Genomic DNA, 23,835 nt, shown 5'->3' with positions numbered 1-23,835 from the left:
GCCACAGCGGCTACTTGTTGTGCTGCCTCTCATCCACAGCTTCCCGCCAAAAGGAAACGAAAGGCATGACGACCTTGCGGACTGACTGCTCCTTTTGAAGCTCCCCGATCTCACTTTCCATGCGCTCAAGTTCCGCTTGGTCGGTGATCACCCGGTAGGTCTCACGGGCGAGCTCCTGCACAGAGTTGGGGACCGCTATCAGTCCTCCAGCTTTGGCTGCTTCACCCAGGGTTCCGGAGTCGAAGCCGAGGACCGGCGTACCGTACGCGAACGCGCGGGAGGCCACACCGGAAGCCGGCAGCATCTTCCCGTAGAACCGGCTTGTTTTGTCATAGGGCAAAAGGATCGCCCTTACGGACTCGAAGAAGACATCCTCCTCCGGGCCCTCAACTGCACCAAGGATGCTGACTCCGGGGACTGGCGGAAGCCTCTCCGTTCCGCGTCCCGCCACGACTACATGCACGTCTGCCGGAAGGGCGGCACGCAGTTCCACGAGTCGTTCGAATCCTTTGCCTTTCGCCGCATGGCCGTACAGCCCTATCGCCAGTGGCCGATCGAAGACTGGCTTTAAGGCGGCCTTAGTCGGGACAAAATGCCGGGCAGACAGTACTCTGCATCCCGGGAACGTGTCCTGGAGAGACCGCGCTCCGACGTTGCTAAGCGCGAATAATGTGGTGTTCCTCAAGGCCCACTGCTCGAGTCCGTTACTCATAAGGCGAAGCGGAAGATGGATGCCGTGGTGGAGCCACTTTCTCATGGCCACAGCATTTACTCGAAAGGGCCACCACACTGCCCGTGGAGGGTCGTGGACCGTGGCGGAGGTGATCACGTGCGGGGAGCATCCTGCCAGCAGCCAAAAGGGGGCCACGGATGCTGCGGACAGTTCGAAGTGGACAACCACTCCGCCCTCGAGTGCCGCCTTCTCGATCTCCGCAGCCAACTGAGCCCGGTACCGGAACAGGTCGAGAAGTCGCACATCTCCAGGGCCGCCAGTCCGGATTTCCCGGAAGCGAGGAAAGTAGGGAATTGCCGCAGCAATGAAATCTTCCGCGTAATCGCCGACGCCTCCCGAATTTACCCGTGGCGCGACAAGAATCAGGCTCGCCGGAATCTGCGGGCGGACTGCGTCGATAGTGTCTTTTGGTTCTCTCATGTCACTCCATCTTCAGATTGACTCGGACCACTTGAATCGTTCCCCTGGCTTAATTTCGGGCCTCACGCAGGCTGGTGACTTTTTCGGCGCAGGAGGACCAGAAGCTCGTTGTGCACCGGCGCGAAACAGAACCGGAGCACGACGTACACGGCGCCGACGGCGGTGGCCACCACCAGACCGGTAGTGGCCACACCACCAACGTAGGGAAGGAGAAAAAGGCCTAGCCCGCACATTGCAACAATCGCGCTGCAGGCGAGGGCAGGGAAGATTGAGTTCAGCAATGCCTTGGGTTGTATTCCCAGCACTTTCGCAGCCACAGTCTGCATGCCAAGAGCGAAAACGACAGCGGTTACCAATTGGGCCATCGCGACCGCAATAATCCCCCACTGGGCGGCTAGCAGCAGGACGGGAACCAGCACAGCCAGCCGGATGCTTGAGAAGGCAATGGAAATGCCCGGACGACCAATTGCCTTATACACATCATTCGCCCCAGCTCCAAGCGAGCGCGCCGCAGCATAAAGCGACAGGAATATCAGGGGAACGACAGACGCGCTCCATTTTGAGCCGAAAACCAGGGGCACCACCACTGGCGCTAATACGGCCAGACCTACACCCGCCGTCATCCCGTAAAGGGCCTGGATCCTGACACCTCTCAGGTAGCCGTCGCGCAGTCGGCCGGGCTGGTCTTGGACCTGGGTATACAGGGGAAAGAGGACAGTGGAAAGCACGAAGAACACGTTGATTATGAGTGCCTCAGGAAGACGAAACGCCAGCGTGTAGAAACCGAGAGCCTGGGCTCCCAGTACGGCTGCAATGATCAGGTAATCTACGTCGAAGATGAGCCGCGCCAGTAAATTGCTCCCAGCCACCGGAACGCCGAATTTGATAGTTGCACGGATCGCATCCTTGGCAACCCGCCAGATTTGCCACGGAGCCGAGCGACGGACCAGGAACCAGCAGGCGACGGCATAAGCGACTGATCCAGAAGCCGTTCCCACAGCCAACGAAAACGCTCCGTACCCTGCGAAAGCAAGGACCAGGCTGACCGTGCCAGTCGTAAAGGCGCGCAGCACCGGCGCAACTGCCAGTTTCTTGAACTGCAGGTCACGCCTCAGCAGCGCTTCGGGGACTGCCCCGAGCGCAGTGGCGAGCAGGGAGACCGCCAGCACGCGGACTAAGGGTGCTACCTCGGGCAGCTGAAACAGCTCCCCGATCCACGGCGCCGCCAATATGGCCAAAATGGCAAGCATTGCCCCAAGAAGCACCGACACGAGGAGCGCCGACCGCGCTGTCACTGCAGAAGCGGGAAGATATACCAATGCTTGCGCCACGCCCGCATCTGCGACCGTCTCCACATAGGCCATGAGAACCAGGGCCGCAGCTACCAGACCGTATTGTTCCGGTGAAAGCAGACGCGCCAGGACGATCGTCGTGATGAGAACAATCCCCTTGCCGGACACAAGCGCAATACCTTGCCAGATCGCTCCCTTGAAGCCGATCCTCGCCAGTCCATCAGCAGCAGTAGTCATGATTTGAGAACCTTTCCGTGGCCCCTCAGAGAGCCTGAAGCGGCCAATCAGTGACCGAATGGCGCCAAAGCCAGAAATCCCTGTCGGAGGTGACCGCCGCCCTGAGGCGCTCCGAGTCCACCGGATGGCTTCCCTGGTTCGCCAGCCTGTACGCCATTGTGGCCGTCGACCTGGCCCACGTAGCGACGACCAGATACGGAAGCAATCCCGTATCAACGCCACGGCCGCGAAGATGGTTGGTCACCGGGTCAATTGCCCAACCTCCCGGACTGAAGGCGTGATCGAAAGCATAGAGCTGACGCTGGCGGGAAGCCTGCGCCTTTTCGCGCGACTGACCAATATATTGCAGGTAAAAAACGAGATCGTGGGCGGGCAACCCGTCGAGCTGCGAGCGTTCCCAGTCCACCACTTGCAACCGGCCATTCCTCTGCAGGAATAAGTTTTGGTAGCTGAGGTCACCGTGTTCAACAACGCCCGGAAGTTTTTCCTCGTGTAGAGGGACGAGTGCTTGATGTGTGCGCTCTATGAGATCGACGACTTCGCTGTCGCCAGCCACCAGTAAAGAAAGGTCGTCCAGTGGTTGGCCGATCGTCCGCTCGTACCAATCCGGATTCTCCGAAACGTTCTTGGTGCAAGGGAGGGCCGCCACAAAGTGCTCACCTGCTTCAAGGACCCGTTGAAAGTTCTCCAAGACCAGATGTGGTTCCAACAGCGTGCCAGTCACGGCCGTCTCGATAAGCACTGTTTGTCCGGCAACGTCGAGTACCCCGACCACCTCCGGCGCCCCCTGTTCAGACCCCACACCAAGGGCCTTGAGTTGAAGCAGCACATCCGCTTCCTTGCGCACACTGGCATTGTCTCCGGGTTGGCGCGGGATCTTCACTACCAAAGCGGGCTCCCCGGCGCCCTCGGCAAAGACCAACGCCACCACATGCCGGGATGTAACAAACTGCGGTGTGAGCAGGAGAGTCGTCCACTTGCCCTTCAAACCGAAGGACTCAAGCGCCAGTTCACTGAAGTGATCGCGGAGGAGTTGGTCGAAATACCTCACTCGGACCCCTCACCCCCGGTGCCCAGCCGGCATCGACCAATCACGATGCCGGCCGGGGCAGCCATGTCGAACAGGCCCAGCCTCAGTGCCATCCTGGCAATAGGGGCCTTTACCCTACCGAACCGAGTACTCGAATAATGGGCGATGGTATCCCTGACGGCAGCTTCAGCGTCGGTGGGCACTATTCGCTCTGGGTGCTTGAGAGTTGGTACCAGCCAGTAGACGTGTACATCGTCGAAACCGGACTGCTCCAGCGAGCGCTTCCACCCGGCCAAAGTATGGGGTCCAAATCCCACAGCGTTGCTTCTTCTTATCTGCAGGCAGATCCATCCCCCTGATTGCAGGGAGCGGATACCGTTCTCGAGCAGCGACACGTCTGGCTCCGAGAGGAGAACCAGGTCAAATTCCCGTGCCTGCTTACTTCTGTCTGAGGTAACTCTGCTGGCTGTGGGGTCCAGCAGCTTGACGGCTTCGACTACGTCCTGGTGGACGCTGCCACCGTAGCCCACCCTCCCGGGCAGTGGGACCGGAAGCAGGAACCTCCAGTCGATCAAGGTCCACAGATGCAACGGCAGCGCCGCCGAACCAACGGATTCCGCTGACCATTTAGCGTTTAGGGTGTGCCACAGGAACCTTGATGCTTCCCGTCTGACGTCAGCCACTGTTTGGCTGGCATCCACCATCCGCGCCGAAGGAAGATTCGCGGCAAGACTCAAATATGCCCGCCTCCACTCCTCGAGTATTTGGGGACTGTGTTCGCCCTTGCGGCTGAACATGAGTTCCCCCGGGACGTCGAGGACCAGCACAATGTCCGGCGTCGGCTGAAGTCGCAGGGCAAGACTGTCTGTCAGGGCACCCAAGCGGCTTTTCCCTTTCGGGCTGGGCAACAGCGTATCTTCCGCAAGCCGGTCCATAAGGACGATTCGACCTCGCAGGGATACGTATCTCGCGGTAAGGCCACCCCGAAGTATCCGGAAGACTTTCCTGGCAAGCACGCCGCCTGGAACCTTCCGGATATATGGGTCGTAAGGGCTGTTCGCCCAAAGACCCATATAGACGTAGCGAGAAGGCAGCGGAGTATGCGAGCCAAGTTCGGCGAGCAGGGTTGTCTTACCCGCTCCGTCCGGGGCGAGCACCCCGACGACGGGCCCCCTTCCCTTGAGGTGCGGTCCTACTCGTCGAAGGATTGCATTGGACAACGATGTGATCCTCCTGCCAAACGAGGTATGCCCGCTCCAGTTGCTGGCCATCCACTCCGCCGTTGCGGGAACCTCCTGAAAATTGCCGCAAAGTAGCAGATCAAGAAGGCTTTGCGCCTTTAAGTCGCCGAACTTTCCGTCCAGGAAAGATGCCACTGGACCAGAAGCTGTAGCTACGGCAGCTGCTGCCCGTGCGGCCGTTTCTCTTTCCGGTGCGATGAGTCCTTTATCCAGCACCAGATGCAGGATTTGGAGCCAGGCCTTGTCCCGCATTTCCGGCAGTCGCAGTGGGCCGAGGGCAACACGGCGCTGCAAGCAGCCGGCGGCAAGGTCAGTCGGCAGCTCCTGGAATTTCCCAAAGGCAATATCTGAAACGACATCCAACTTTATCCACAAGTCAACATCCGGAACGTAGCGGAAATAGAAGCGGTGAGTTCCATGTCCATGAGCCAGCACCCGGCAGAAGCCCGCCTCCTCCAAGATGCGATCGATGTTAGGCAATAGAGGTTCGGAAATTAGCAGATCGACATCTCCAGAGGGGCGGGCTAAATCCTCTTCGCCGCGCAACAGCATCCACGGGCAGCCACTATTCTCGAGAAGACTAAATGCGTCGGCTAATACGTCGTTTACTTCGACCGAAATCTGCGTGGATGCATCCGGCAAAGGACTTGCAGGCTGGTTAGGGAGGGCACCATAATCCGAAAACCCGGAAGATATCGTCAATTCACAAACCCCCTAAGAAATGTTGGTTCCGCAACTCTGCGCAGTGGTCCGGCAAGGGAGTGAGGACTCCCAGTTTCGATGCCCCACAGTGTTGCCCCGTCCGGACTTCTCTAGCCGTCTGGTGAGCTTACGCCAGGTGGGAGTAAGCATCACGAGTAGTGAGTACTCGCTTTTAGGGAGGGGCATGAACGAAAGTACGTAAGTATAGGGGGGACAAGGCGACGTGTCCCGTTAGGTAGGGGATGAAGCGGCCGTCATCCACTAGGTAGTTAGGGGGAGGTGCACCCTTTCGGATGGAAACAAGGGGAAATCTTGATGAAATTCAAGAGAACATTTCTCTAGCGTTCGATCCTGATATAACGCTATATTCTCAACTACGGCTGGGTACCGTGCCGGCGGAGAAAAAGCGCCGGCAGGCTGCATCTGACGGTTATCTACATAACCGCACAGGGCGGTGTTTAGATCCGAAACTACAACAACGAAAGAATGCTGGTCTCCTTCTTCGAGAATTGGGGGACCCATGTCATTGGCAGGAAGAAGCAGGGAGTTGGACAGGCTCCTGTCCGTGATCAGAGGGCCAAAGGACACCGCCCTTGCCGTGAGCGGTGCCCATGGAATCGGCAAGTCAGCACTCGTCTCCGAGATTCCGCACCTGACCGACTACAGGACGGTCTTTCTCGGGGCAAGCGTGTTCGAGTCGGCGTGGCCGATGTCAGGACTAACAGCTCTCCTCAATGCCTTGGACGACCCTGTCCTCAACGGAATCGGGGACCAGATCCTGCGGGACGCGGCCGGAACGCTGGATCCGCCTGCGATATCCGCTCTGCTGCTCAGGGGTCTGCATCAGCGTTCTTCTTCCAGGACTGTCATTGTCGTAGACGATGCAGACCAATTGGACCCGAGCAGCCAGGCAGTGATTGGCTTCCTCGCGCGCCGCCTCGCGGGAACGGACATGGCACTCATTCTCTGCATTCGGGAGGAGATTCCCGAAAGCCCCTTCTCCGGCCTGCCCGTCCTTCAGCTCCAGCCCTTAAGCTACAGCGAGACCGTGCAAATGCTTGAGGCACTCCCCGTCAGGCACGCTGCCCAGGCTGCCATCCACGCAGTCGCCGGCGCGAGCCGCGGCAATCCGCTCGCCGCCGTTGAACTTTACAATCAGTTGCTGGAACGGCACGCTGAGGGAAAGTTTGCTCTCCCCGTTCCCCTTGCCGCCAAATGCAGTTTTGAGGCTGAATTCGCCCTTGCTGTAGGTGGCCTTACGGAGGTCGCGCGTAATGTCCTGAATCTCTTGTCCCTGTCGTTTCGAAGCGACATATCAGCAATCGAACGCATCAACCCCGACGTGTGGTCCGGCGTGGAGGAGTTGCTGGGCGTGGGGTTGGTGCGGCGGACGGGCTCCTTCGTGGGCATACGCGACCAATTGCTGCGTGGCTACATCTTCGCATCAATGACGCCGGCAGTCCGAACGGCTTACCACGGGGCATTGGCAAAAGCTTCGGAAACCGCGGATCCACACGCACGAAAGTGGCACCTCAGCTTCACAGCCTTGGAGCGGCAGACGCCGTTCGGGCTGCTGCGCCAAGCGGCAGATCTCATCCGGGCTGGGGAAGTTCGGTTCGCCTTCGAGTACGTTGAGCGGGCGCTGAGCATCAATCCGTGGGAGGCAGAAATCGCTGCTCGCCTTTCGACTGTGGCTGAGCTGCTGATCAACCGGGGTGAATTCGTATATGCCAGCCGATATGTGGAGTGGGCTCAACGGATCACCAGGAACCCTGCTCTCATCCTGCGATTGACCGGGCTTTCTTTTGAAATCGAGTTCATCCAGGGTGCAGCCATACGTTCTGCCATGGTCCTGCGCCTGGTCAAGGAATTTGGCCAATACGACCCGTCGTTTGCGGCGAGATTGCTGGCCATGGCCGCCGTCTACTATGCCGAGCGATGGGAACTCTCAGACGCGAGGGAAATACTCTCATACGCGAGCAAGTTCGAGGATTCTGCGTCCGAAGAATGCCGAGGAATCACCGAACGTGCCAAGGTACTGGCCGAAAGTGTTGGCGGAGACGCGGAATCCGCGAATCCCAAACATACCCCTGGTGGGGATAGCACCATCGCAGGCCTGCTCATTCATGGTCGCGCCCTCAGCTACGCCGAAAGGCACAGTGAAGCGCAGGAGATCTTCGCAAGGGTGCGGTCTTCCGCAGCGGACGCCGACTGCAACTGGCGCGAAACAGCATTGTTCCTTTCGGCCGACAACGAGATCAGGGCAGGCAACGTTCGTACGGCCGTCAAACTCATCGACGAGCTTGAACAGCGAGTGCCGGGATCCACCTACCATCGCGGCATGCGCCTTGTATTCCGTACCTGGCGGGCGCATGCGCTGGGCGATGAGCCTATGGCTCGGAGCTACGCAAAAGAAGCGCAGCGGCATGCCGGCGTCGAGAGCCATGCCGCCACCACTGCCCAGCTCGCGTCGTGGCAGGGGCATTTTGCGTTGCTGCGCGGCGACTTAGCGGAGTCACTCGCCCAGCTCTCCCGCGCGGCCGAAATTGGTTCGCGTTTCACAAACCCCACACTGCTGCGGTGCGATGCAGACCTTATTGAGGTTTTGGTGCGGCTGGGGCGCCACCAGGAGGCCACCCAGGTTCTTGCCAGCCTTGAAAGCCGGTCAGTCGGACTCCGTTCCCCGTGGTTGATGGCAGCCCTTGCCAGAAGTCGAGCAATTTTGGCAGACGGTGAACAGTCCCTCCAGCTATTTGCCCAGGCGCTCGAAGACCGGAACCGACATGAGTCCTTGCTCGAGCGGGCCAGGACGATGCTGTGCTATGCGGAGCGGCTGAAAGCCCTCGGGCGAACGCGTGATGCCCGGGACGAAATGATGCGGGCAAAGGTTATTTTCGATGAAATCGGCGCCAATGCCTGGCTCCAGAAGGTGGATTCCCTTCTGCTTAACGAGAGGGTGGAAGCACCGGGTCCGCAGGGAAATCCTGCCATGCTGCTGCTGGCTGACCACGAGCGTGTCTTGTCCACAATGGTTGCAAGGGGCATGCGAAACAAGGAAATTGCGGCCACTCTTTTTGTTTCCGTTCGGACGGTGGAAGTTCGCCTCACTGCGATCTATCGAAAACTCGGCGTCGAGTCACGGGCGCAGCTCACCGCCCTTGCAGCAGGGAAAGCCAACTCACTCCCGGAGCCATACGTCCTTCCGGTCCTGTGATGAGTTTCCCTGCAGGTCCCCGCATTTCCCACAACATACCTCGGCAGGATCCACAGCGAAGCGGGCAGAACGCGTTTCTTGATGCTTTCCACAGCTAACTTTGCGTCAAAGTCACAACTCCGGTGAACATCCGTTAGGGGCCACGATGGCAGAAGTACCTATTTCCCGGGAACGAAACCCGATCTCCTTCGGCGGGTCAGGCCGACCGCTTTACACCGGCAACTTGGACAACGGATTTCCTGTCCGCAGGAGCCATATCGATTCCCCCCAGCCTGCCAGCCTGGTAGCCGTGCCGGCTAAGGGACGCAAGGCATCGGCCGACTGGATCGCGACCCACATCAACCTCCTCAGAATTACGGACTCCCTGTTGGTGGCTGGGTCCGTATTCCTGGGCTCTGAGCTGGCTAGCAGCGGGATGTTCCGCGAAGGATCCAAAACCGGAGTTGCAGCCTCCGCGGCAGTAGCTCTCATTTGGATAGCAGCTCTGGAAGTTCAGCGGACACGCGACCCCAAAGTCCTCGGTGTAGGAGCCGATGAGTATAAGCGTGTAGCGGGAGCTACCTTCCGTGTCTTTGGTTTTCTTGCCCTGGCCGCCGTGATCTTCTCGATCCAGGGCGGCGCCCCCTTGGCGACGATTTCCCTGCCGGCGGGGATCATTGCCCTTACGGCCAACCGATGGGTGTTTCGCCGTAGGCTGGCGAGGGAAAAGGCGAAAGGGCGCCACCTTTCCCGAGCCATCGTCGTCGGCGAACCCGAGGATGTCCGCTACGTCGTCCATCAGATTGAGAAGAAGTCGGGCCCGGTATACGAAATCCTGGGTGTCTGCCTCCCGGGCTCCAGGCGTGGAGCCCGACTCCGCGTGGACAACAAGCTGGTTCCGGTCCTGTCCTCTACGGCTGACATTCCCAGAACAGCGCGTCTCGCCACTGCGGACGCGGTGATCATCGCAGGCCCCCTGCCCGGGGGAAACCGGTTCATTCGTGAACTGGGCTGGAGGCTTGAGGAATGTTCGGCGGAGATGGTCCTTGCGGCCACTTTGACAAACGTCGCTGGTCCCCGTATCCACTGGCGCCCTGTAGAGGGTCTGCCGCTTATGCATGTGGACATCCCCCAGTATTCCGGAGGAAGGCACATCCTGAAGCGGGCAGTGGATGTGGTGCTTGCGGGCGGTGCACTCATTGCCCTGTCGCCGATTCTGTTCTTCCTCGCCGTCGTCGTCAAGAAAGACAGCGCGGGCCCTGTTCTGTTTCGCCAGGAGCGCATCGGGAAGGATGGGCGGACGTTCGGAATGTACAAATTCCGGTCTATGGTGGTCGACGCCGAGCAGCGCCTGGAAACCTTGGCGAAGGAAAATGAAGGGGCCGGTGTTCTCTTCAAGATGCACAACGATCCGCGCGTCACGAGATGCGGGCGCTGGATGCGTAAGTATTCGTTGGATGAATTACCGCAGCTGTGGAATGTGATCTTAGGCGATATGAGCCTTGTGGGGCCCCGACCCCCACTCGCCAGCGAGGTCAGCGCCTACGAGCGTCATACTCACCGGCGCCTCCTTATCAAGCCGGGCCTGACAGGTCTTTGGCAAATAAACGGCCGCTCTGACCTTTCGTGGGACGAAGCCGTCCGACTGGACCTGTACTACGTCGAAAACTGGTCGATCGCCGGGGACCTGCTGATTCTGTGGCGGACCTTCCGTGCCGTTGTCCAGCCTTCCGGCGCCTACTAATGGCTTGATAGGGAGGGAACGCGATGAATGCAGTGCCAGGCGATTTTGGTTTTCACAGTGCGCCAGCAACCAAGCTCGCTATCGCTGTGATTGGTGCCGGACCGCGAGGGGCTGGGCTGGCCAGAGCCTTTCAGGTTTGCCCGGATTGGGAATTAGCAGCCATCTGCGACGTAGACGTCAACAGGGCCAGCATCATGGGAAAGCAACTTGGAACGGTCCCCTGTTTCGAGACGATAGATGAACTGTTGGATTGCGTTGAGGTCGACGCCGCTGCAATTGCCACCCCGCTTGGCGCCCGGCACGGGACCGCCATGACAGCGTTGCGGGCCGGCAAGCATGTCCTCGCCGACGAACCCTTGGCGGACAGCCTTTCGCACGCACAGGAGATGGCGGCGGAAGCGAGAATGGGCAGCTTGGTCCTGATGGCAGGCCGGCCCCACTCTTATGAACCTTCCATTCAAAAGATCCAAAAGTTGATTGATGCCGGCTCGCTTGGTGACATCATGTTTGTTGAAGCCCTTCTTTCCGAAACCAATCTTCTGAACACGGAAAGGGACGTCTTCTGGGATCTTGCACCCCGCAGCTTCGCCGTAATGGATGAAGTGTTACCGGGCGGGCTTGCTCCGCTGGACGTCTCCGCATTCGGTGGTGACCCTCTCGGCACAGGGCGGGATTGTGTAGGCCACATATATTTCAGGCTTCCGAATGATGCTCCGGTTCATCTTCACGTCAACAGGCTAAGCCGTTCTAAATGCCACCAACTGTTGATAGCTGGTACCCGCCTCACGGTTGTATGGGACGCGGGGGTGCAAAAAGAGCGCCTGCGCGTCTACGATCCTTCCTCGCCTGCATTACAGAAGCTGTCAACCCCACCTGTCCCTGAGCTCAATCTTCTTCAACTACCCGGCGAAGACGGCACTGGGCCGTCCGTTGAACAGCAAACAATGGAGCGGATGGCTGATGCGTTTTCGCGCAACATACGTCGCCAGAACGACGGTCACTCCCCAAATTCACCCACCTCAAGAATCCTGGCCGTGCTGGAAGCCGTTTCCCGGAGCAGAAGCCTGGATGGCCAAGTGTCGGGAGTAGTGTCCCCGCTTGGCGACACTCACGGCGGTCTGGCCGATGACTGGCCTCAGAGCGTGCTGTGGCCAACCTAAGCGAACTTGTTGGTCGACGTCCTGCTCATCAAAGGAAAGTTGGTGTCTTGTGGCTACTGAAGCAGTAGTTGCCAGGATAGATGTGGTGAAGCCCTGGCTCGGGCAAGAGGAAGTCGACGCCTTGGCGGACGTGGTCCATTCGGGTTACCTCAACCAGGGCAGAAAGGTCAGGGAATTCGAGGCTGCTTTCGCAGCTGCGCAAGGAGCCCGGTTCGCCGTTGCGACGTCAAGCTGCACGACGGCGTTGCACCTCGCACTGGTGGTGGCCGGTATCGGTCCAGGTGATGATGTGGTGGTCCCCTCCCTTGCTGCCGTGGGAACGGCAAACGCCGTCACCTATGTGGGCGCGCGGCCGGTATTCTGCGATGTTGATCCGGCTACAGGAAACGTTACGGTAGAAACAATTTATGCCGCCCTCACCCTGGACACGCGTGCGGTTATCGTCGTAGACCAAGCCGGTGTACCCGTGGATCTCGACCCCATCCGGGAACTTTGCAACCGACACGAGATCACATTGATAGAGGATGCGGCTTGCGCGATCGGGTCGCTCTACAGGGGTAAGCCGGTGGGCGCGGGATCTGACATTGCGGTCTGGTCGTTCCACCCGGATCATATCCTCACCACCGGCGAAGGCGGGATGCTCACTACCCGCCGGGCCGACTGGGCGGCCCGGGCAAGGTCCCTGCGGACCCATGGCAGCAACCTCGCGCCTGAAGATACAGATCAGCCACTTCGGTCGAGGGAGGTGTGCCTGGAGGTCGGCTTCGACTACCAGATGACTGATCTCCAGGCAGCCATCGGCCTTTGCCAGTTGATGCGCCTCCCGGCCATGGTGGAACGCCGACGGCGGATTGCAGGTATCTATACCGGCGCGCTCTCGGGTTTGGAAGGTTTGCGATTTGTTTCGGATCCGCCCTACGGCACCACCAATTTCCAGGCCTTATGGGTGGAAGTCCTGCCGGCGTTCCCCGCTACGCGCGAATCGTTGGTGGAGCGTTTGGCAGATGCGGGCGTAACGGCGCGCCGAGGGGCCTACGCTGCTCACCGCCAGCCCGCCTACAGGTGGCGGGATATTGGCAACATACGGCTCAACTACAGTGAGCGGCTCAGCGACCGGACTTTGGTCCTTCCGGTGTTCCATGAACTGGATGCCACCAGCATCAATCGCGTGATTAACGCCATTCGCAATATTGCTTCTCCGGTAGTCATATGAGCGAGCTGATACTGGTCGCGGCGACGGGCCTCGCCCGGGAGGTTCTCGCAATGGTCCGCGGAAGTGGCCAGTACGACGTCGTCGGGTTGCTCGATGACGACAACGAAATGGCCGGTGTCACAGTGGACGGAGCGCCGGTACTGGGGAGCATCGGTGATGCTCCCCACTACACACACGCTTTCCTTCTCGTGTGCGTGGCGCCAAGCCGGGAACGGGAGGCTGTAGTTGCGAGGCTCGCTTCGCTCGGAATCAACGAGTCACGGTACGCAACAGCAGTAGACCCCTCTGCCCACTACCCGGAGGGATGCCGGATTGGCCGCGGGAGTATCCTGCTTCAGAACGTAACTCTGACTGCCGGCGTAACGCTGGGCGCGCACGTGGTGGCCATGCCACACGTGACGTTCTCATACGACGACGATGTGTCCGACTTTGCTACCTTAGCCGCCGGCGTTTCCTTGGGGGGTGGAGTCAGGGTCGGCAGGGGCGCCTCCCTCGGCTTGAATTCGAGCGTTCGGGAAAGAACGTCAGTCGGAGACTATGCGACGATCGGCATAGGCGCTGCCGTACTGAGCCACGTCCCGGATGGGGAAACCTGGGCAGGCGTACCTGCCCGCGAGGTCAACCACGAATTGATCCAACATGGAAGGGTGCACTAGACCTACGCAGCCGTCCCGAAGAACAGCTCCGTGACAACAGCCAGGCGGTACGGATCCTCCACGCCGCACAACTCGCGCGCGGAGTGCATGGACAGCAGCGGCACGCCCACGTCCACGGTCCGGATTCCCAGCCGGGTGGCGGTGAGCGGGCCAATCGTGGAGCCGCAGGGCACCACGTTGTTGGAGACGAACTCCTGGTACGGCACCCCGGCTTCGCCGCAGAGCCGGGCCCAGAACGCGGCACCAAAGGCGTCCGTGGCGTACCGCTGGTTGGCGTTGATCTTCAGCAGCGGGCCGCCGTTCAGCACGGGGTGGTTGGCCGGGTCGTGCCGCTCGGGGTAGTTCGGGTGCACCGCGTGGCCGGCATCGGCAGAGAGGCAGAACGACGCCGCCAGGGCCTGCCGCCGCTGGCTCACCGTCGCGCCCAGGCCGTCAGAGATGCGCACCAGCACGTCCTCAAGGATGGGCCCGCACGCACCGGAGCGGGAGTTGGACCCGATTTCCTCGTGGTCGAAGGCCGCCAGCACTGCGATGGGACCGCCGTCGGCCCGGGAACCGGCGTGGGCGGCCAGCGCCGCCAGGCCTGCATGCGTGGCCGAAAGGTTATCCAGCCGCCCGGATGCGAAGAACTCCCCCTTGCCGCCGAAAACCGCAGGGTCCTGCGTGTCTGCAATGACGACGTCGTACCCGCCAATCTGCGCCGGATCGACGGACGCCCCGGCAACCGACCCCGCCAGCACGCCCAGCAGATCGGAATCCGACGGATTCCCCAGCCCCCACACCGGATTCATGTGCCGCTGTTTGTCCAGCGCCAGCCCCTCGTTCACTGCCCGGTCCAGGTGGATGGCCAGCTGGGGGAAGCGGAGCAGCGGTCCGGTGGCCGTAAGGTGCTCGGTACCGTCCAGCATCACCAGCCGGCCCGCGAGCCGCAGCTCGCGGTCCAGCCAGGAATTCAGCAGCGGGCCGCCGTAGACCTCCACACCCGCCTGAAGCCAGCCGTGGGCTCCGGTGGTGGGCTTGGGCTTGAGCTTGAAGGACGGCGAATCGGTGTGCGCGCCGAGGATGTTGAATCCGGTGGCCGGTCCCGCACCCTCCGGGACCACCCACGCGATCAGCGCGCCGTCGCGGATGATGTAGAACGAACCCGGCCCGCCCTCCCACGGCTCCAGCTCATCCAGGCGCGTGAACCCGGCCTCCGCCAGCCGCCGGCCTCCCTCGTGCGCTGCATGGAAGCTCGACGGCGATGCGCTGACAAAGGCGCCAAGGTCCTGGATGTGGTCTGCGGCAGAGGAAGGCAAAGGCATGGTCCCGAGTCTAGCGCCGCCCTACTCCGCGGGAGCCGGGGCAGCCTCGGCGGCTACGGCGGCTACGGCGGGCTGTGCGTCCGCTGCCGCATCCTTGCGGCGGTACCGGAGGGCGCCCACTGCCACCACAACGGCGGCCAGCGCCAGGGAGAGCAGCAGGGACTCACGCGTGGATTCCACGATCACCATGCCGATCAGCAGGGCCACGATGCTTATGATCGCTGCCCAGGTGAGGTATGGGAAGAGCCACATCTTCAGCTGAAGGTCCTTCGCTGCGGCACCCATCCGACGGCGGAGGACCAGCTGCGAGGCGGAGATGACCAGCCACACAAACAGGGCAATGGCACCGGAGGTGTTCACCAGGAAGAGGAACACCGTGTCCGGGGCGATGTAGTTCAGGCCCACGGTGACGAAGCCGACCACGGTGGAGGCGAGCACGGCGGCAGCGGGAACGCCTCGGCGGGAGATGCGGGTCCAGGAGCGCGGGGCGTCACCGCGGGTGGAGAGGGAGAACAGCATCCGGCTGGCGGTGTAGAGGCCGGAGTTCAGGCAGGAGAGGACCGAGGTCAGCACCACGACGTCCATGATGGTCCCGGCGCCGGGGATGCCAAACAGCTCGATGACCGCAACGTACGGGCTCTTGGCGACGGAAGCGGAGTTCCAGGGAAGCAGGGTGACCACCACGGCGATGGAGCCGATGTAGAAAACCAGTATGCGCCACACGGTGGACTTCACGGCCTTCTTCACGGCGTCTACGGGGTTCTCCGATTCACCGGCGGCGATGGTGGCGATTTCGGCCCCGAAGAAGGAGAAGACCACCACCAGGATGCCGGCCAGGACGGCTCCCGGACCGTTGGGCATGAAGCCGCCATTGTCGAGCAGGTTGCTCAGGCCGGGCGCAGGGACACCGGGGATGAGCCCCAGGATGGCGGCAACGCCAAAGATCAGGAACAGGACGATCGCCGCGACCTTGATGGACGCGAACCAGAACTCGAACTCGCCGTAGGACTTCACGGAGCCGAGGTTGGTGAGCGTCAGCAGCACCATGAGGACAAGGGCCCACACCCACTGGTCGATGCCCGGCACCCAGCGGTGCATGATCGCGGCACCCGCTGTGGCTTCAATGCCCAGGACGATGATCCAGAACCAGGCGTAGAGCCAGCCGATGCTGAACCCTGCCCAGCGGCCCAGCGCCTTGTCCGCGTAGGTGGAGAAGGAACCCGTTTCGGGGTTTGCGGCGGCCATCTCACCCAGCATGCGCATCACCAGGATGACCACCAGGCCGGCGGCCGCATACGCCACGAGGATGCCGGGACCGGCCTGCTGGATGGCTGCCCCCGAGCCGACGAAGAGTCCTGCACCGATGACGCCGGCGATGGCGATCATGGACAGGTGCCTGGGTTTCAGGGACTTTGAAAGTTGCTGGTCAGCATGCATGGAAGTGCCGTCCTGTTGGGAAATAGCATGGGTTGGGCGACGTGCCTTGGTGGTCACCGGCGGACCGTGTGATGCACCACATCGTCGTCTCACCCTAGATCCGCCATTATGCGCCTTGCTTTGTGCAGTCCAACAGATCTGGTTCCGGCCAACAGGACGGCGCTCCAAGCGGAGACCGTCAGGGGCAATAAAAGTTTTCCTCCAGGCATATTTGTAATGTGCCCGAAACCACGCGGCCACCCCGGGCGCGTGGCGGAAACCGGCCCCGCGGGCCTATACGTCCCGGCGCTTCAGCAGCACGGCTGCGAGCAGGACGGGGATAACCACCCAGGCGCCCAGGACCAGTCCTGCCTGCCAGGCCTCCAGGGTATCCGGAACGTGCTGGGCGGCCGTCAAAGGCTCCACGGTGTTGCCTGGCAGGTATTTGCGGGCTTCCTTGAAGAAGTCCCCGGGGATGAGCTGGAATGCAATCGGTGCCACGAAGAAGATGCCCACCAAGCTCATAATGCCGCCGGCCGAATTCCTGATCAGCGTCCCCAGGGCCATCCCGATGGCGGCGACGGCGGCCACATAGATGCTGTTGACCAGAAGGAGCTTCACCGACTGGGAGCTGCCAAGGTCCAGCTTCAGTCCGTAGTTGTCCAGGATAGGCACCGCCACCAGTCCTGCCACCCACGTGGAGGCAGCCGTGACCACGAACGAAGTCACCATGACCACCACCAGCTTGGCACCGAATGCCGGGAGGCGGCGGGGAACTGCCGCGAAGGTGGACCGTGCCATTCCGGTAGTAAATTCCGAACTCATCAGCAGCACGCCAAGGGAGCCGAGAATCAGCTGGGCGAAGGCGATGCCGGACGTAGGCACGCTGACGGCAAGGTCTCCGCCCTGTGCTGCCATCCGGGCAGCAGCCTGCGGGTCCCGGGTGGCCGCATCGGCGAACTGGCCCGTCCCCCATGCGGACAACGCGCCAAAGCCAACCATCACGACGGCCGTGGAGGCGAGCAGGATCAGGGTCGAAAGAAGGCTGCGGAACTTGATGACTTCCGAGTTGAGCACCCGGATGAAGGTGGGCCCGGGAAGGGAGCGTCCGGCACTGCGCGGGTCCGGTCCGGCGGGGGAGGGCATGGATTCAGTGGTCGTGGAGCTCATGAGTGGGCTACCTCCGCAGCGGGCAGGGAGTGGTATTCGACGTCGTCCTTGGTCAGTTCCATATAGGCCTCCTCGAGGCTGGCCACAAGGGGCGTGAGTTCATACACCATGACCTGGTTTTCCAGGGCCGTGGCTGCAATGGTCCTGGGATCCAGGCCGGTCACTTCGAGCAGTTCCCGCTCGGGCACCTCAATGGATGCTCCACGGCCGGCCAGGAGCTGGCGCAGGTGGTCGGGCTGGTCGGTGCGGACGCGGACCCGGGACTGGCCCTTCCCGGCGATGATGTCCCGGATGGGGGCATCGGCAATGACGCGGCCGCGGCCAATGACAACCAAATGGTCCGCCGTCTGTGCCATCTCGCTCATCAGGTGGCTGGAGAGGAACACCGTCCGCCCTTGACCGGCAAGGTACCGCACGAGATTCCGCACCCAGACCACGCCCTCAGGGTCCAGGCCGTTGACGGGTTCATCGAGGATGAGCGTCTGGGGGTCCCCCAGCAGTGCCGCTGCGATGCCCAGGCGCTGACCCATGCCCAGCGAGAATCCGCCGGCTTTCTTGCGCGCCACCGCCTCGAGTCCGGTCATTTCGATGACTTCGTGCACCCTGGCTTTCGGGATGCTGTGGGTGGCGGCCATCGCCAGCAGGTGGTTGTAGGCGCTGCGGCTGGTGTGGACGGCTTTGGCATCCAGCAGGGCGCCCACCTCCCGCAGCGGGGCTTTGTGCTGCCCGTAGGGCAGTCCGTTTACGGTCGCTGACCCTGACGTTGGCCGGTCCAGTCCCATGATCATGCGCATGGTGGTGGACTTTCCTGCCCCGTTCGGTCCAAGGAAGCCGGTGACTTGCCCTGCCCTGACGGTGAAACTGACACCGGCCACGGCGGTTTTGTCGCCATAGACCTTTGTCAGCCCGTTTACCTCGATCATGAATCATCCTTTGAACGGCAGCGGACGGCTGCGGACGTTGTGGGGTGCGGATACCTTCCCCACGCTACCGAGGCAGGCGCCGCTTTGGGCCGGTTTCAGGGATGATTCAGGGGAGAATCAGGGTTGTCCTCCCCGGCGTGGCCCATGTCAGGGGCGTGGTGAGTAGTACGCCAAGGCCTTGGGCCGTACTTCGTAGGCCACCTTCCGGACACCGGCCAGCGCTTCTCCGTCCACTGCCAGTGCCATGGGCGCGCCGCCGGCGTCGATCCTCACCTCGGTGGCTTCCCGCAGGTGGGTGATCCTTGAGCTTGCCACCGTCCCCGTCAGCACGGACCACAGAAGCCGGAGCCGGGCAAAGGATTCGTCGGCGGTGATCAGCCGGACGTCGAGGACCCCGTCGTCCATCACCGGCCTGATCAGGGGTGCGTGGTCCCGTGGATAATACCGGCCGCGGCCCAGGTAGGCGATCCACACCTTGTGGCGGACGCCGTCCACGCTCAACGTTGTGGGGGTGCCTGCGGCGAAGGTGCGGAACATGGCCACAACACCGGCCAGCGGCTTGCCCAGCGCCGGCTGCAGGTGTTCCCGCCGCCGCACAAGATTCGGATAAAGGCCCACGCTGGAGGTGTTCAGCATAATCAGCCGGGAGACTTCGGGATTGCCGGCAAGTCCGCGTTCCACGGTGACCACACCAACGTCGGCCAGCGCCGCGTCGCCCTTTTCCGCGGCCGCGACCGCCTCCTTGAGGCTGCCGGTCCCGGCGTCGCGGGCAAAGTGGTTGAGCGTCCCGCCCGGCAGGACCAGCAGGGGTATGGAGCGTTCGACGGCGACAGCGGCTGCGGCGCCGACGGTCCCGTCTCCGCCCCAGACACCGAGGGCCAGGGTGCCGGGATGGTCTGCAGTGGCATTGATGCGCTGGACCAGGTCTTCATCCGGCTGCACGACATTCGTATGCGCCTTTGGGAATACTTCTTGGAGCGCTGCCGCGGTTTCCTCCTTGAAAGAGCCGCCCAGGGTGTTCACAACGATACTGAGGCCCTCACCGCCCGGCAGTGCCGGTGCGCTGGTTACCGCCCGCGTGGTCGGGGGGATGGGCGGACGGACGGGCCACCAGTGGCGCGTCACCAGGGCAGCTCCTGCACCCAGGACCGACCCGAAGATTACATCGGAGGGCCAGTGCGCGCCGGTGTGGACCCTCGAATAGGCCACCCCCAGGGCGGCCGGAGCCAGCGCGATTCCCAGCGCCGGACGGACCAGGCCGGCTCCCACGGCAAACGCTACGGCTGATGCGGAGTGCCCGGACGGCATGGAGGAGCTCGTGGGCTGCGGATGCACGAAGCGGAAGACCGGCAGGTGCTCGGGGAGCGGCCGGGTGCGGGGGAGCAGTGTCTTGAACACCACGTTGGTCACTGCCGACGCCACTCCCTGTGCGATCAGCCCGTGCACCGCCGCCCTCCTGGTCTTCCCCGGGAAGAGGGCCAGGGCCGCTGCCGTCCCCATCCAGAGTTTCCCCTGGTTGGCGGAGGCGGAGAGGCGGCGGAAGAAGGCGTCGTGGTTGCCTCCGGGCAGGCCCGAAACATGCCCTACGAGGTATCTATCGAGGCGGCTGACCCAGCTCCGGCCCGGGGGCTTGCTGCTTTGCATGGGATCACCCTAACCCCACGGGCTACTCCTCCGGGGCTGGCCCCGGTTCAACGCGCAGGGGTTTCGCCGCTCCGGCGAGGAGCAGTGCCACCAGGATGGGCGCCATGATGGCCAGCAGCGCGGTGTGGATTCCGGTGAGGTCACCCAGGTATCCCAGCAACGGCGGGCCGGCCAGGAAAGATATATACCCCAAAGTGGATACAACAGACACGCGGGCCGCAGAATGGTTGGGGTCATCCGAAGCTGCGGACATACCCATGGGAAAGGCCAGGGCGGCGCCCACGCCCCACAGGGCAGCTCCAATACCTGCCAGCCAAATGTTTGATGCCATCACGAAGAGACCCAGTCCGGCGGCGGCCGCGGCCATGCTGGCCCGCAGGACGGCCACCCGGCCGTACTTGTCGATGACCCTCCCGCCCAGGAACCGCATGGCCGTCATGGCCAGGACGAACAACGCGAACATGAGGGCGCCGGTGGATTCGGAGGTGGCAAGCCCGTCCACCGAGGCCTTGGCGATCCAGTCGTTGCCTGCGCCTTCGGTAAGCGTGGCGCCGAGGACCACCACACCAATGAGCAAGGTCCTGCTGTCCCGCCAGGCGGACGGTCCCTTGGTTCGTTTCGGCTCCCCGTCCACAGGGGCAGTCGAGACGTGGGGGAGGAAGTAGCGCGGCACCGTCAGCGCCACCAGCACCACGACGGCTGCGATCACCATAAGGTGCAATGGCAGGTCCACGCCGAGGGTTGACAGCCCCGCCCCCACCAGGGCCCCTACGAAGGCGCCTCCGCTGAAGGCTGCGTGGAACTGGGGCATGACGGTCCGCCGGAGCTTGTGCTCCACGTCAGCCCCTTCGATGTTTTGCGCCACGTCCCAGAGGCCAATTCCAATGCCGAAGAAGAAAAGTGCCACGGCCGTTCCGGGAATGGACGTTGTCAGGAGTGACATGGCGATGCCCACGCCGGCGGCCGCGGCCAGCAGCCCGGCATAGCGCACGGTATTGGCCGTTCCGAGCCGGCCCACCACGAGTCCGGCGGTTGGCAGCGCGAGCAGGGAGCCAACGGCCGTGCACAGCAGCAGGGTGCCCATTTGGCCGGAAGTGATGTGCAGCGTCTGGGTGACGGCGGGGATGCGGGCGGCCCAACTTGCAAAGACAAGCCCGTTGATGCCGAAAACCACGAAGGTTGCCGCAGCGGCGGCCTTTAGTCCTGCCTGCTGGTCCGTTCCGGTATTGGTGCTCATACACTCACTACTTCCACTGGGTATTTCTCAAGTTCGGCTTTGTCCTGTGCACTGAATTTCCGGTCCGTGACGATGACGTCCACCCGGTCCAGTCCCGCCACGAGAACCCTGGCGTGGGCCTGCCACTTCGCGGCCGAGGCGGCTACCACCACCCGGGCTGCGGATTGCAGGCCGGCTGCCTTGACGGCCGCATCTTCAAGGTCGTGGGCCAGGAGTCCGTCTTTGAAGTCCACGGAACACGGCGTCAGCACCGCGGTGTCGAAACGCAGGGACCTGATGGTGGACTCGGCCAGTGGTCCGCGGAAGCAGAGTTCACCGGGCACCACGCTTCCTCCAGGCAAGAGCAGCGCGGGGCGTGAGCCCCCTGCGCCGTCTCCCTCAGCTGCCGCGTTCAAGGCCTGCAGGGACATGGGCATCAGCGTCAGTTCCCTGCCCGCCACGGCCCGGGCCACTGCGGTGGCGGTGCTTCCGCTGTCCAGCCAGACGTGCTCGTTCTCCGCCAGGAGGCCGGCGACGGCTGCCGCAATGCGCCTCTTGCCGTCCTGCTCCTCCAGCTCCCGCTGTCCGTAGCCGGGATTCTGCCCCTGCCCTATCAGGCTCCTGGCCCCGCCGTGGACCCTGCGAAGGACACCATGGCCGGCCAAAACCTCGAGGTCGCGGCGGATGGTTGCTCCGGAGGCGCCGCAGGCCTGCATCAGTTCCTCCACGCTCACCTCCGGCTGCTGCCGCAGGACTTCGGCGATTACGCGGTGCCGCTCATCCGTCTTCATGATCAAATGCTATCAATACTTGATCATTTGATCACTCATGTGATCGAACCCTCAGCGGGCGCGCTCCACCCGCTGTTCGTCCCAAACGGGCTCCGCGGACTCATAGACCTTGCCGTCCGAACCGAAGACCAGGAACCGGTCGAAGGTCCGCGCGAACCAGCGGTCGTGGGTCACGGCCAGCACGGTCCCCTCAAAGTGGTCAATGGCCCGTTCCAGCGCTTCGGCCGAATGCAGGTCCAGGTTGTCCGTGGGCTCGTCCAGCAGGAGCAGCGTGGCGCCGCTGAGCTGGAGCAGCAGGATTTGGAACCGCGCCTGCTGACCGCCGGAGAGGGACTCATATTTCTGTTCCGACTGCCCCGCCAGGCCGTAGCCGTCCAGCGCGCCGGCGGCGGCCTCGCGACCCAGCCCGGAACGGTGTTCGTCGCCGCGGTGCAGGATCTCCAGGAGGGTCTTGCCCAGCAGGTCGGGCCGGACGTGGGTCTGGGCGAAGAATCCTGGCCGGATCCGGGCACCCAGCTTCACGGTTCCCTCGTGGGGTACCTCGGCGATCTCCACATCGGAAACGGGGAGGTGCTCGCGTTCGGGGTCGGTGCCGCCGGTGGCGAGCAGCCGGAGGAAGTGCGACTTGCCCGAGCCGTTGGATCCGAGAACACCGACCCGGTCGCCAAACCACACTTCGGTGGAGAACGGCTTCATCAGGCCCGTGAGCTCCAGCCGCACCGCCACGATGGCCCGCTTGGCCGTTCGGCCGCCCTTGAGCCGCATCTGGACATTCTGCTCGATGGGCAGGGCCTCGGGCGGCCCAACCTCCAGGAACTTGGCCAGCCGGGTCTGCGCCGCGTGGTACCGGTTCGCCATGTCGGAGCGGAAGGCAGCCTTGTTCTTGTACATGTTGACGAGTTCCTTGAGCTTGATGTGCTCCTCGTCCCAGCGCTTGCGGAGCTCCTCGAAACGCGCGTTCCGGTCTGCGCGTGCCTCGACGTAGGACCCAAAGCCGCCGCCATGGATCCATGCTGCCGCTCCGTTGATTCCGGGCTCCAAGGTGACAATGCGGCCGGCCGCGTTGTTCAGCAGTTCCCGGTCGTGGCTGATGAAGAAGACGGTCTTCTTTGAGTCATTCAGTTTTTCCTCGAGCCAGCGCTTGCCCGGGACGTCCAGGTAGTTGTCCGGCTCGTCCAGGAGCAGGAGGTCGTCCGGGCCTGCGAAAAGTGCCTCCAGCACCAGGCGCTTCTGCTCGCCGCCGGAAAGGGTCGACGCCGGGCGGTGCTGCGCGCGGTCGAACGGGAGTCCCAGCGCGGCCATGCAGACCTCGTCCCAGACGGTTTCGACGTCGTAGCCCCCGGCATCGCCCCAGTCCACGATCGCTTGGGCGTACCGCATCTGGGTGGGCTCGTCGTCGTGCTCCAGCATGGCCAGTTCGGCCTCGTCCACCTCTCGGGCGGCGGCCGCAAGGGCCGGGGGAGCAGCGGAGACCAGCAGGTCCCGGACCGTGGAACCATCCCGGACCTGGCCCACGAACTGGCGCATGATGCCCATGTTGCCGGAGCGCCCGATGACGCCCTCGTCGGGGACCAAATCCCCGGCGATGATCCGGAACAGGGTGGTTTTACCTGTGCCGTTGGGGCCGATCAGGGCGGTCTTGGTGCCGTCCGGGACCTTGAAGGTCACCCCGTTCAGCAGCTGGGTGCCGTCGGAGAGGAAGTAGTCGATGCCGGAAACGTCAATATGGGCCACGCCGTCAATCCTCCCA

Annotated in this window: 17 protein-coding genes; 5 read left to right on the top strand and 12 right to left on the bottom strand. The window is 62.6% G+C overall.

All coding sequences use genetic code 11. From position 1 onward, the window contains the following. Positions 1 to 10 precede the first annotated feature (10 nt). From PV772_RS05960 to PV772_RS05945, 4 genes are all read right to left on the bottom strand, one after another. Positions 11 to 757 (bottom strand): glycosyltransferase, encoded by a 747-nt coding sequence (locus PV772_RS05960; RefSeq protein ID WP_347885626.1) that lies wholly within the window; start codon positions 755 to 757, stop codon positions 11 to 13. Positions 758 to 1,215: 458 nt separating this feature from the next. Next, positions 1,216 to 2,682 (bottom strand): lipopolysaccharide biosynthesis protein, encoded by a 1,467-nt coding sequence (locus PV772_RS05955; RefSeq protein ID WP_347885625.1) that lies wholly within the window; start codon positions 2,680 to 2,682, stop codon positions 1,216 to 1,218. Positions 2,683 to 2,707: 25 nt separating this feature from the next. Then, positions 2,708 to 3,733, bottom strand: a complete 1,026-nt coding sequence (locus PV772_RS05950) for an aminoglycoside phosphotransferase family protein (RefSeq protein ID WP_347885624.1) — start codon at positions 3,731 to 3,733, stop codon at positions 2,708 to 2,710. Next, the gene (locus PV772_RS05945) at positions 3,730 to 5,595 is read right to left on the bottom strand and encodes a hypothetical protein (protein ID WP_347885623.1); all 1,866 of its coding nucleotides are present in this window, start codon (positions 5,593 to 5,595) and stop codon (positions 3,730 to 3,732) included. The genes PV772_RS05950 and PV772_RS05945 overlap by 4 nt, the downstream gene beginning before the upstream one ends. 580 nt (positions 5,596 to 6,175) lie before the next feature. Here PV772_RS05945 and PV772_RS05940 point away from each other — a divergent pair. The 5 genes from PV772_RS05940 (at position 6,176) to PV772_RS05920 (ending at position 13,621) form a co-directional block, all read left to right on the top strand. Next, positions 6,176 to 8,869 carry an AAA family ATPase gene (locus PV772_RS05940; protein WP_347885622.1) on the top strand — a complete coding sequence of 898 codons (2,694 nt, stop codon included), beginning with the start codon at positions 6,176 to 6,178 and terminating at the stop codon, positions 8,867 to 8,869. 145 nt (positions 8,870 to 9,014) lie between these two features. After that, a complete protein-coding gene (locus tag PV772_RS05935; protein WP_347885621.1) occupies positions 9,015 to 10,592 on the top strand; it encodes a sugar transferase in 1,578 nt (525 codons plus the stop codon). A gap of 23 nt (positions 10,593 to 10,615) precedes the next feature. Then, positions 10,616 to 11,752 (top strand): Gfo/Idh/MocA family oxidoreductase, encoded by a 1,137-nt coding sequence (locus PV772_RS05930; protein WP_347885620.1) that lies wholly within the window; start codon positions 10,616 to 10,618, stop codon positions 11,750 to 11,752. A gap of 49 nt (positions 11,753 to 11,801) precedes the next feature. Then, positions 11,802 to 12,965, top strand: a complete 1,164-nt coding sequence (locus tag PV772_RS05925) for a DegT/DnrJ/EryC1/StrS family aminotransferase (protein WP_347885619.1) — start codon at positions 11,802 to 11,804, stop codon at positions 12,963 to 12,965. Beyond that, positions 12,962 to 13,621: an acetyltransferase gene (locus PV772_RS05920; RefSeq protein ID WP_347885618.1), complete on the top strand. Its 660-nt coding sequence runs from the start codon at positions 12,962 to 12,964 to the stop codon at positions 13,619 to 13,621. Before PV772_RS05925 ends, PV772_RS05920 begins: the two co-directional genes overlap by 4 nt. 2 nt (positions 13,622 to 13,623) lie before the next feature. Here PV772_RS05920 and PV772_RS05915 read toward each other — a convergent pair whose 3' ends face one another. From PV772_RS05915 to PV772_RS05880, 8 genes are all read right to left on the bottom strand, one after another. Next, positions 13,624 to 14,925, bottom strand: a complete 1,302-nt coding sequence (locus PV772_RS05915) for a M18 family aminopeptidase (RefSeq protein WP_347885617.1) — start codon at positions 14,923 to 14,925, stop codon at positions 13,624 to 13,626. A 21-nt stretch (positions 14,926 to 14,946) separates the two neighbouring features. Further along, positions 14,947 to 16,362 carry an amino acid permease gene (locus PV772_RS05910; protein ID WP_347885616.1) on the bottom strand — a complete coding sequence of 472 codons (1,416 nt, stop codon included), beginning with the start codon at positions 16,360 to 16,362 and terminating at the stop codon, positions 14,947 to 14,949. A 273-nt stretch (positions 16,363 to 16,635) separates the two neighbouring features. Then, the gene (locus tag PV772_RS05905; RefSeq protein WP_141183489.1) at positions 16,636 to 17,487 is read right to left on the bottom strand and encodes an ABC transporter permease; all 852 of its coding nucleotides are present in this window, start codon (positions 17,485 to 17,487) and stop codon (positions 16,636 to 16,638) included. A gap of 20 nt (positions 17,488 to 17,507) precedes the next feature. Next, a complete protein-coding gene (locus tag PV772_RS05900) occupies positions 17,508 to 18,434 on the bottom strand; it encodes an ABC transporter ATP-binding protein (protein WP_347885615.1) in 927 nt (308 codons plus the stop codon). Positions 18,435 to 18,581: 147 nt separating this feature from the next. After that, positions 18,582 to 20,078, bottom strand: coding sequence for a phosphatase PAP2 family protein (locus tag PV772_RS05895; RefSeq protein WP_347885614.1), 1,497 nt, complete (start codon positions 20,076 to 20,078; stop codon positions 18,582 to 18,584). A gap of 22 nt (positions 20,079 to 20,100) precedes the next feature. Continuing rightward, a complete protein-coding gene (locus PV772_RS05890; RefSeq protein ID WP_347885613.1) occupies positions 20,101 to 21,315 on the bottom strand; it encodes an MFS transporter in 1,215 nt (404 codons plus the stop codon). Further along, on the bottom strand, positions 21,312 to 22,085 hold the full coding sequence (locus PV772_RS05885) for a DeoR/GlpR family DNA-binding transcription regulator (protein WP_141158822.1): 774 nt from the start codon (positions 22,083 to 22,085) through the stop codon (positions 21,312 to 21,314). Before PV772_RS05885 ends, PV772_RS05890 begins: the two co-directional genes overlap by 4 nt. A gap of 51 nt (positions 22,086 to 22,136) precedes the next feature. Then, a complete protein-coding gene (locus tag PV772_RS05880; protein WP_347885612.1) occupies positions 22,137 to 23,819 on the bottom strand; it encodes an ATP-binding cassette domain-containing protein in 1,683 nt (560 codons plus the stop codon). Positions 23,820 to 23,835: the final 16 nt, after the last annotated feature.

The sequence above is a fragment of the Pseudarthrobacter sp. CC12 genome, assembly GCF_039907755.1.
Classification (GTDB): domain Bacteria; phylum Actinomycetota; class Actinomycetes; order Actinomycetales; family Micrococcaceae; genus Arthrobacter; species Arthrobacter niigatensis.
This window is presented reverse-complemented; position numbering and strand designations above follow the sequence as displayed.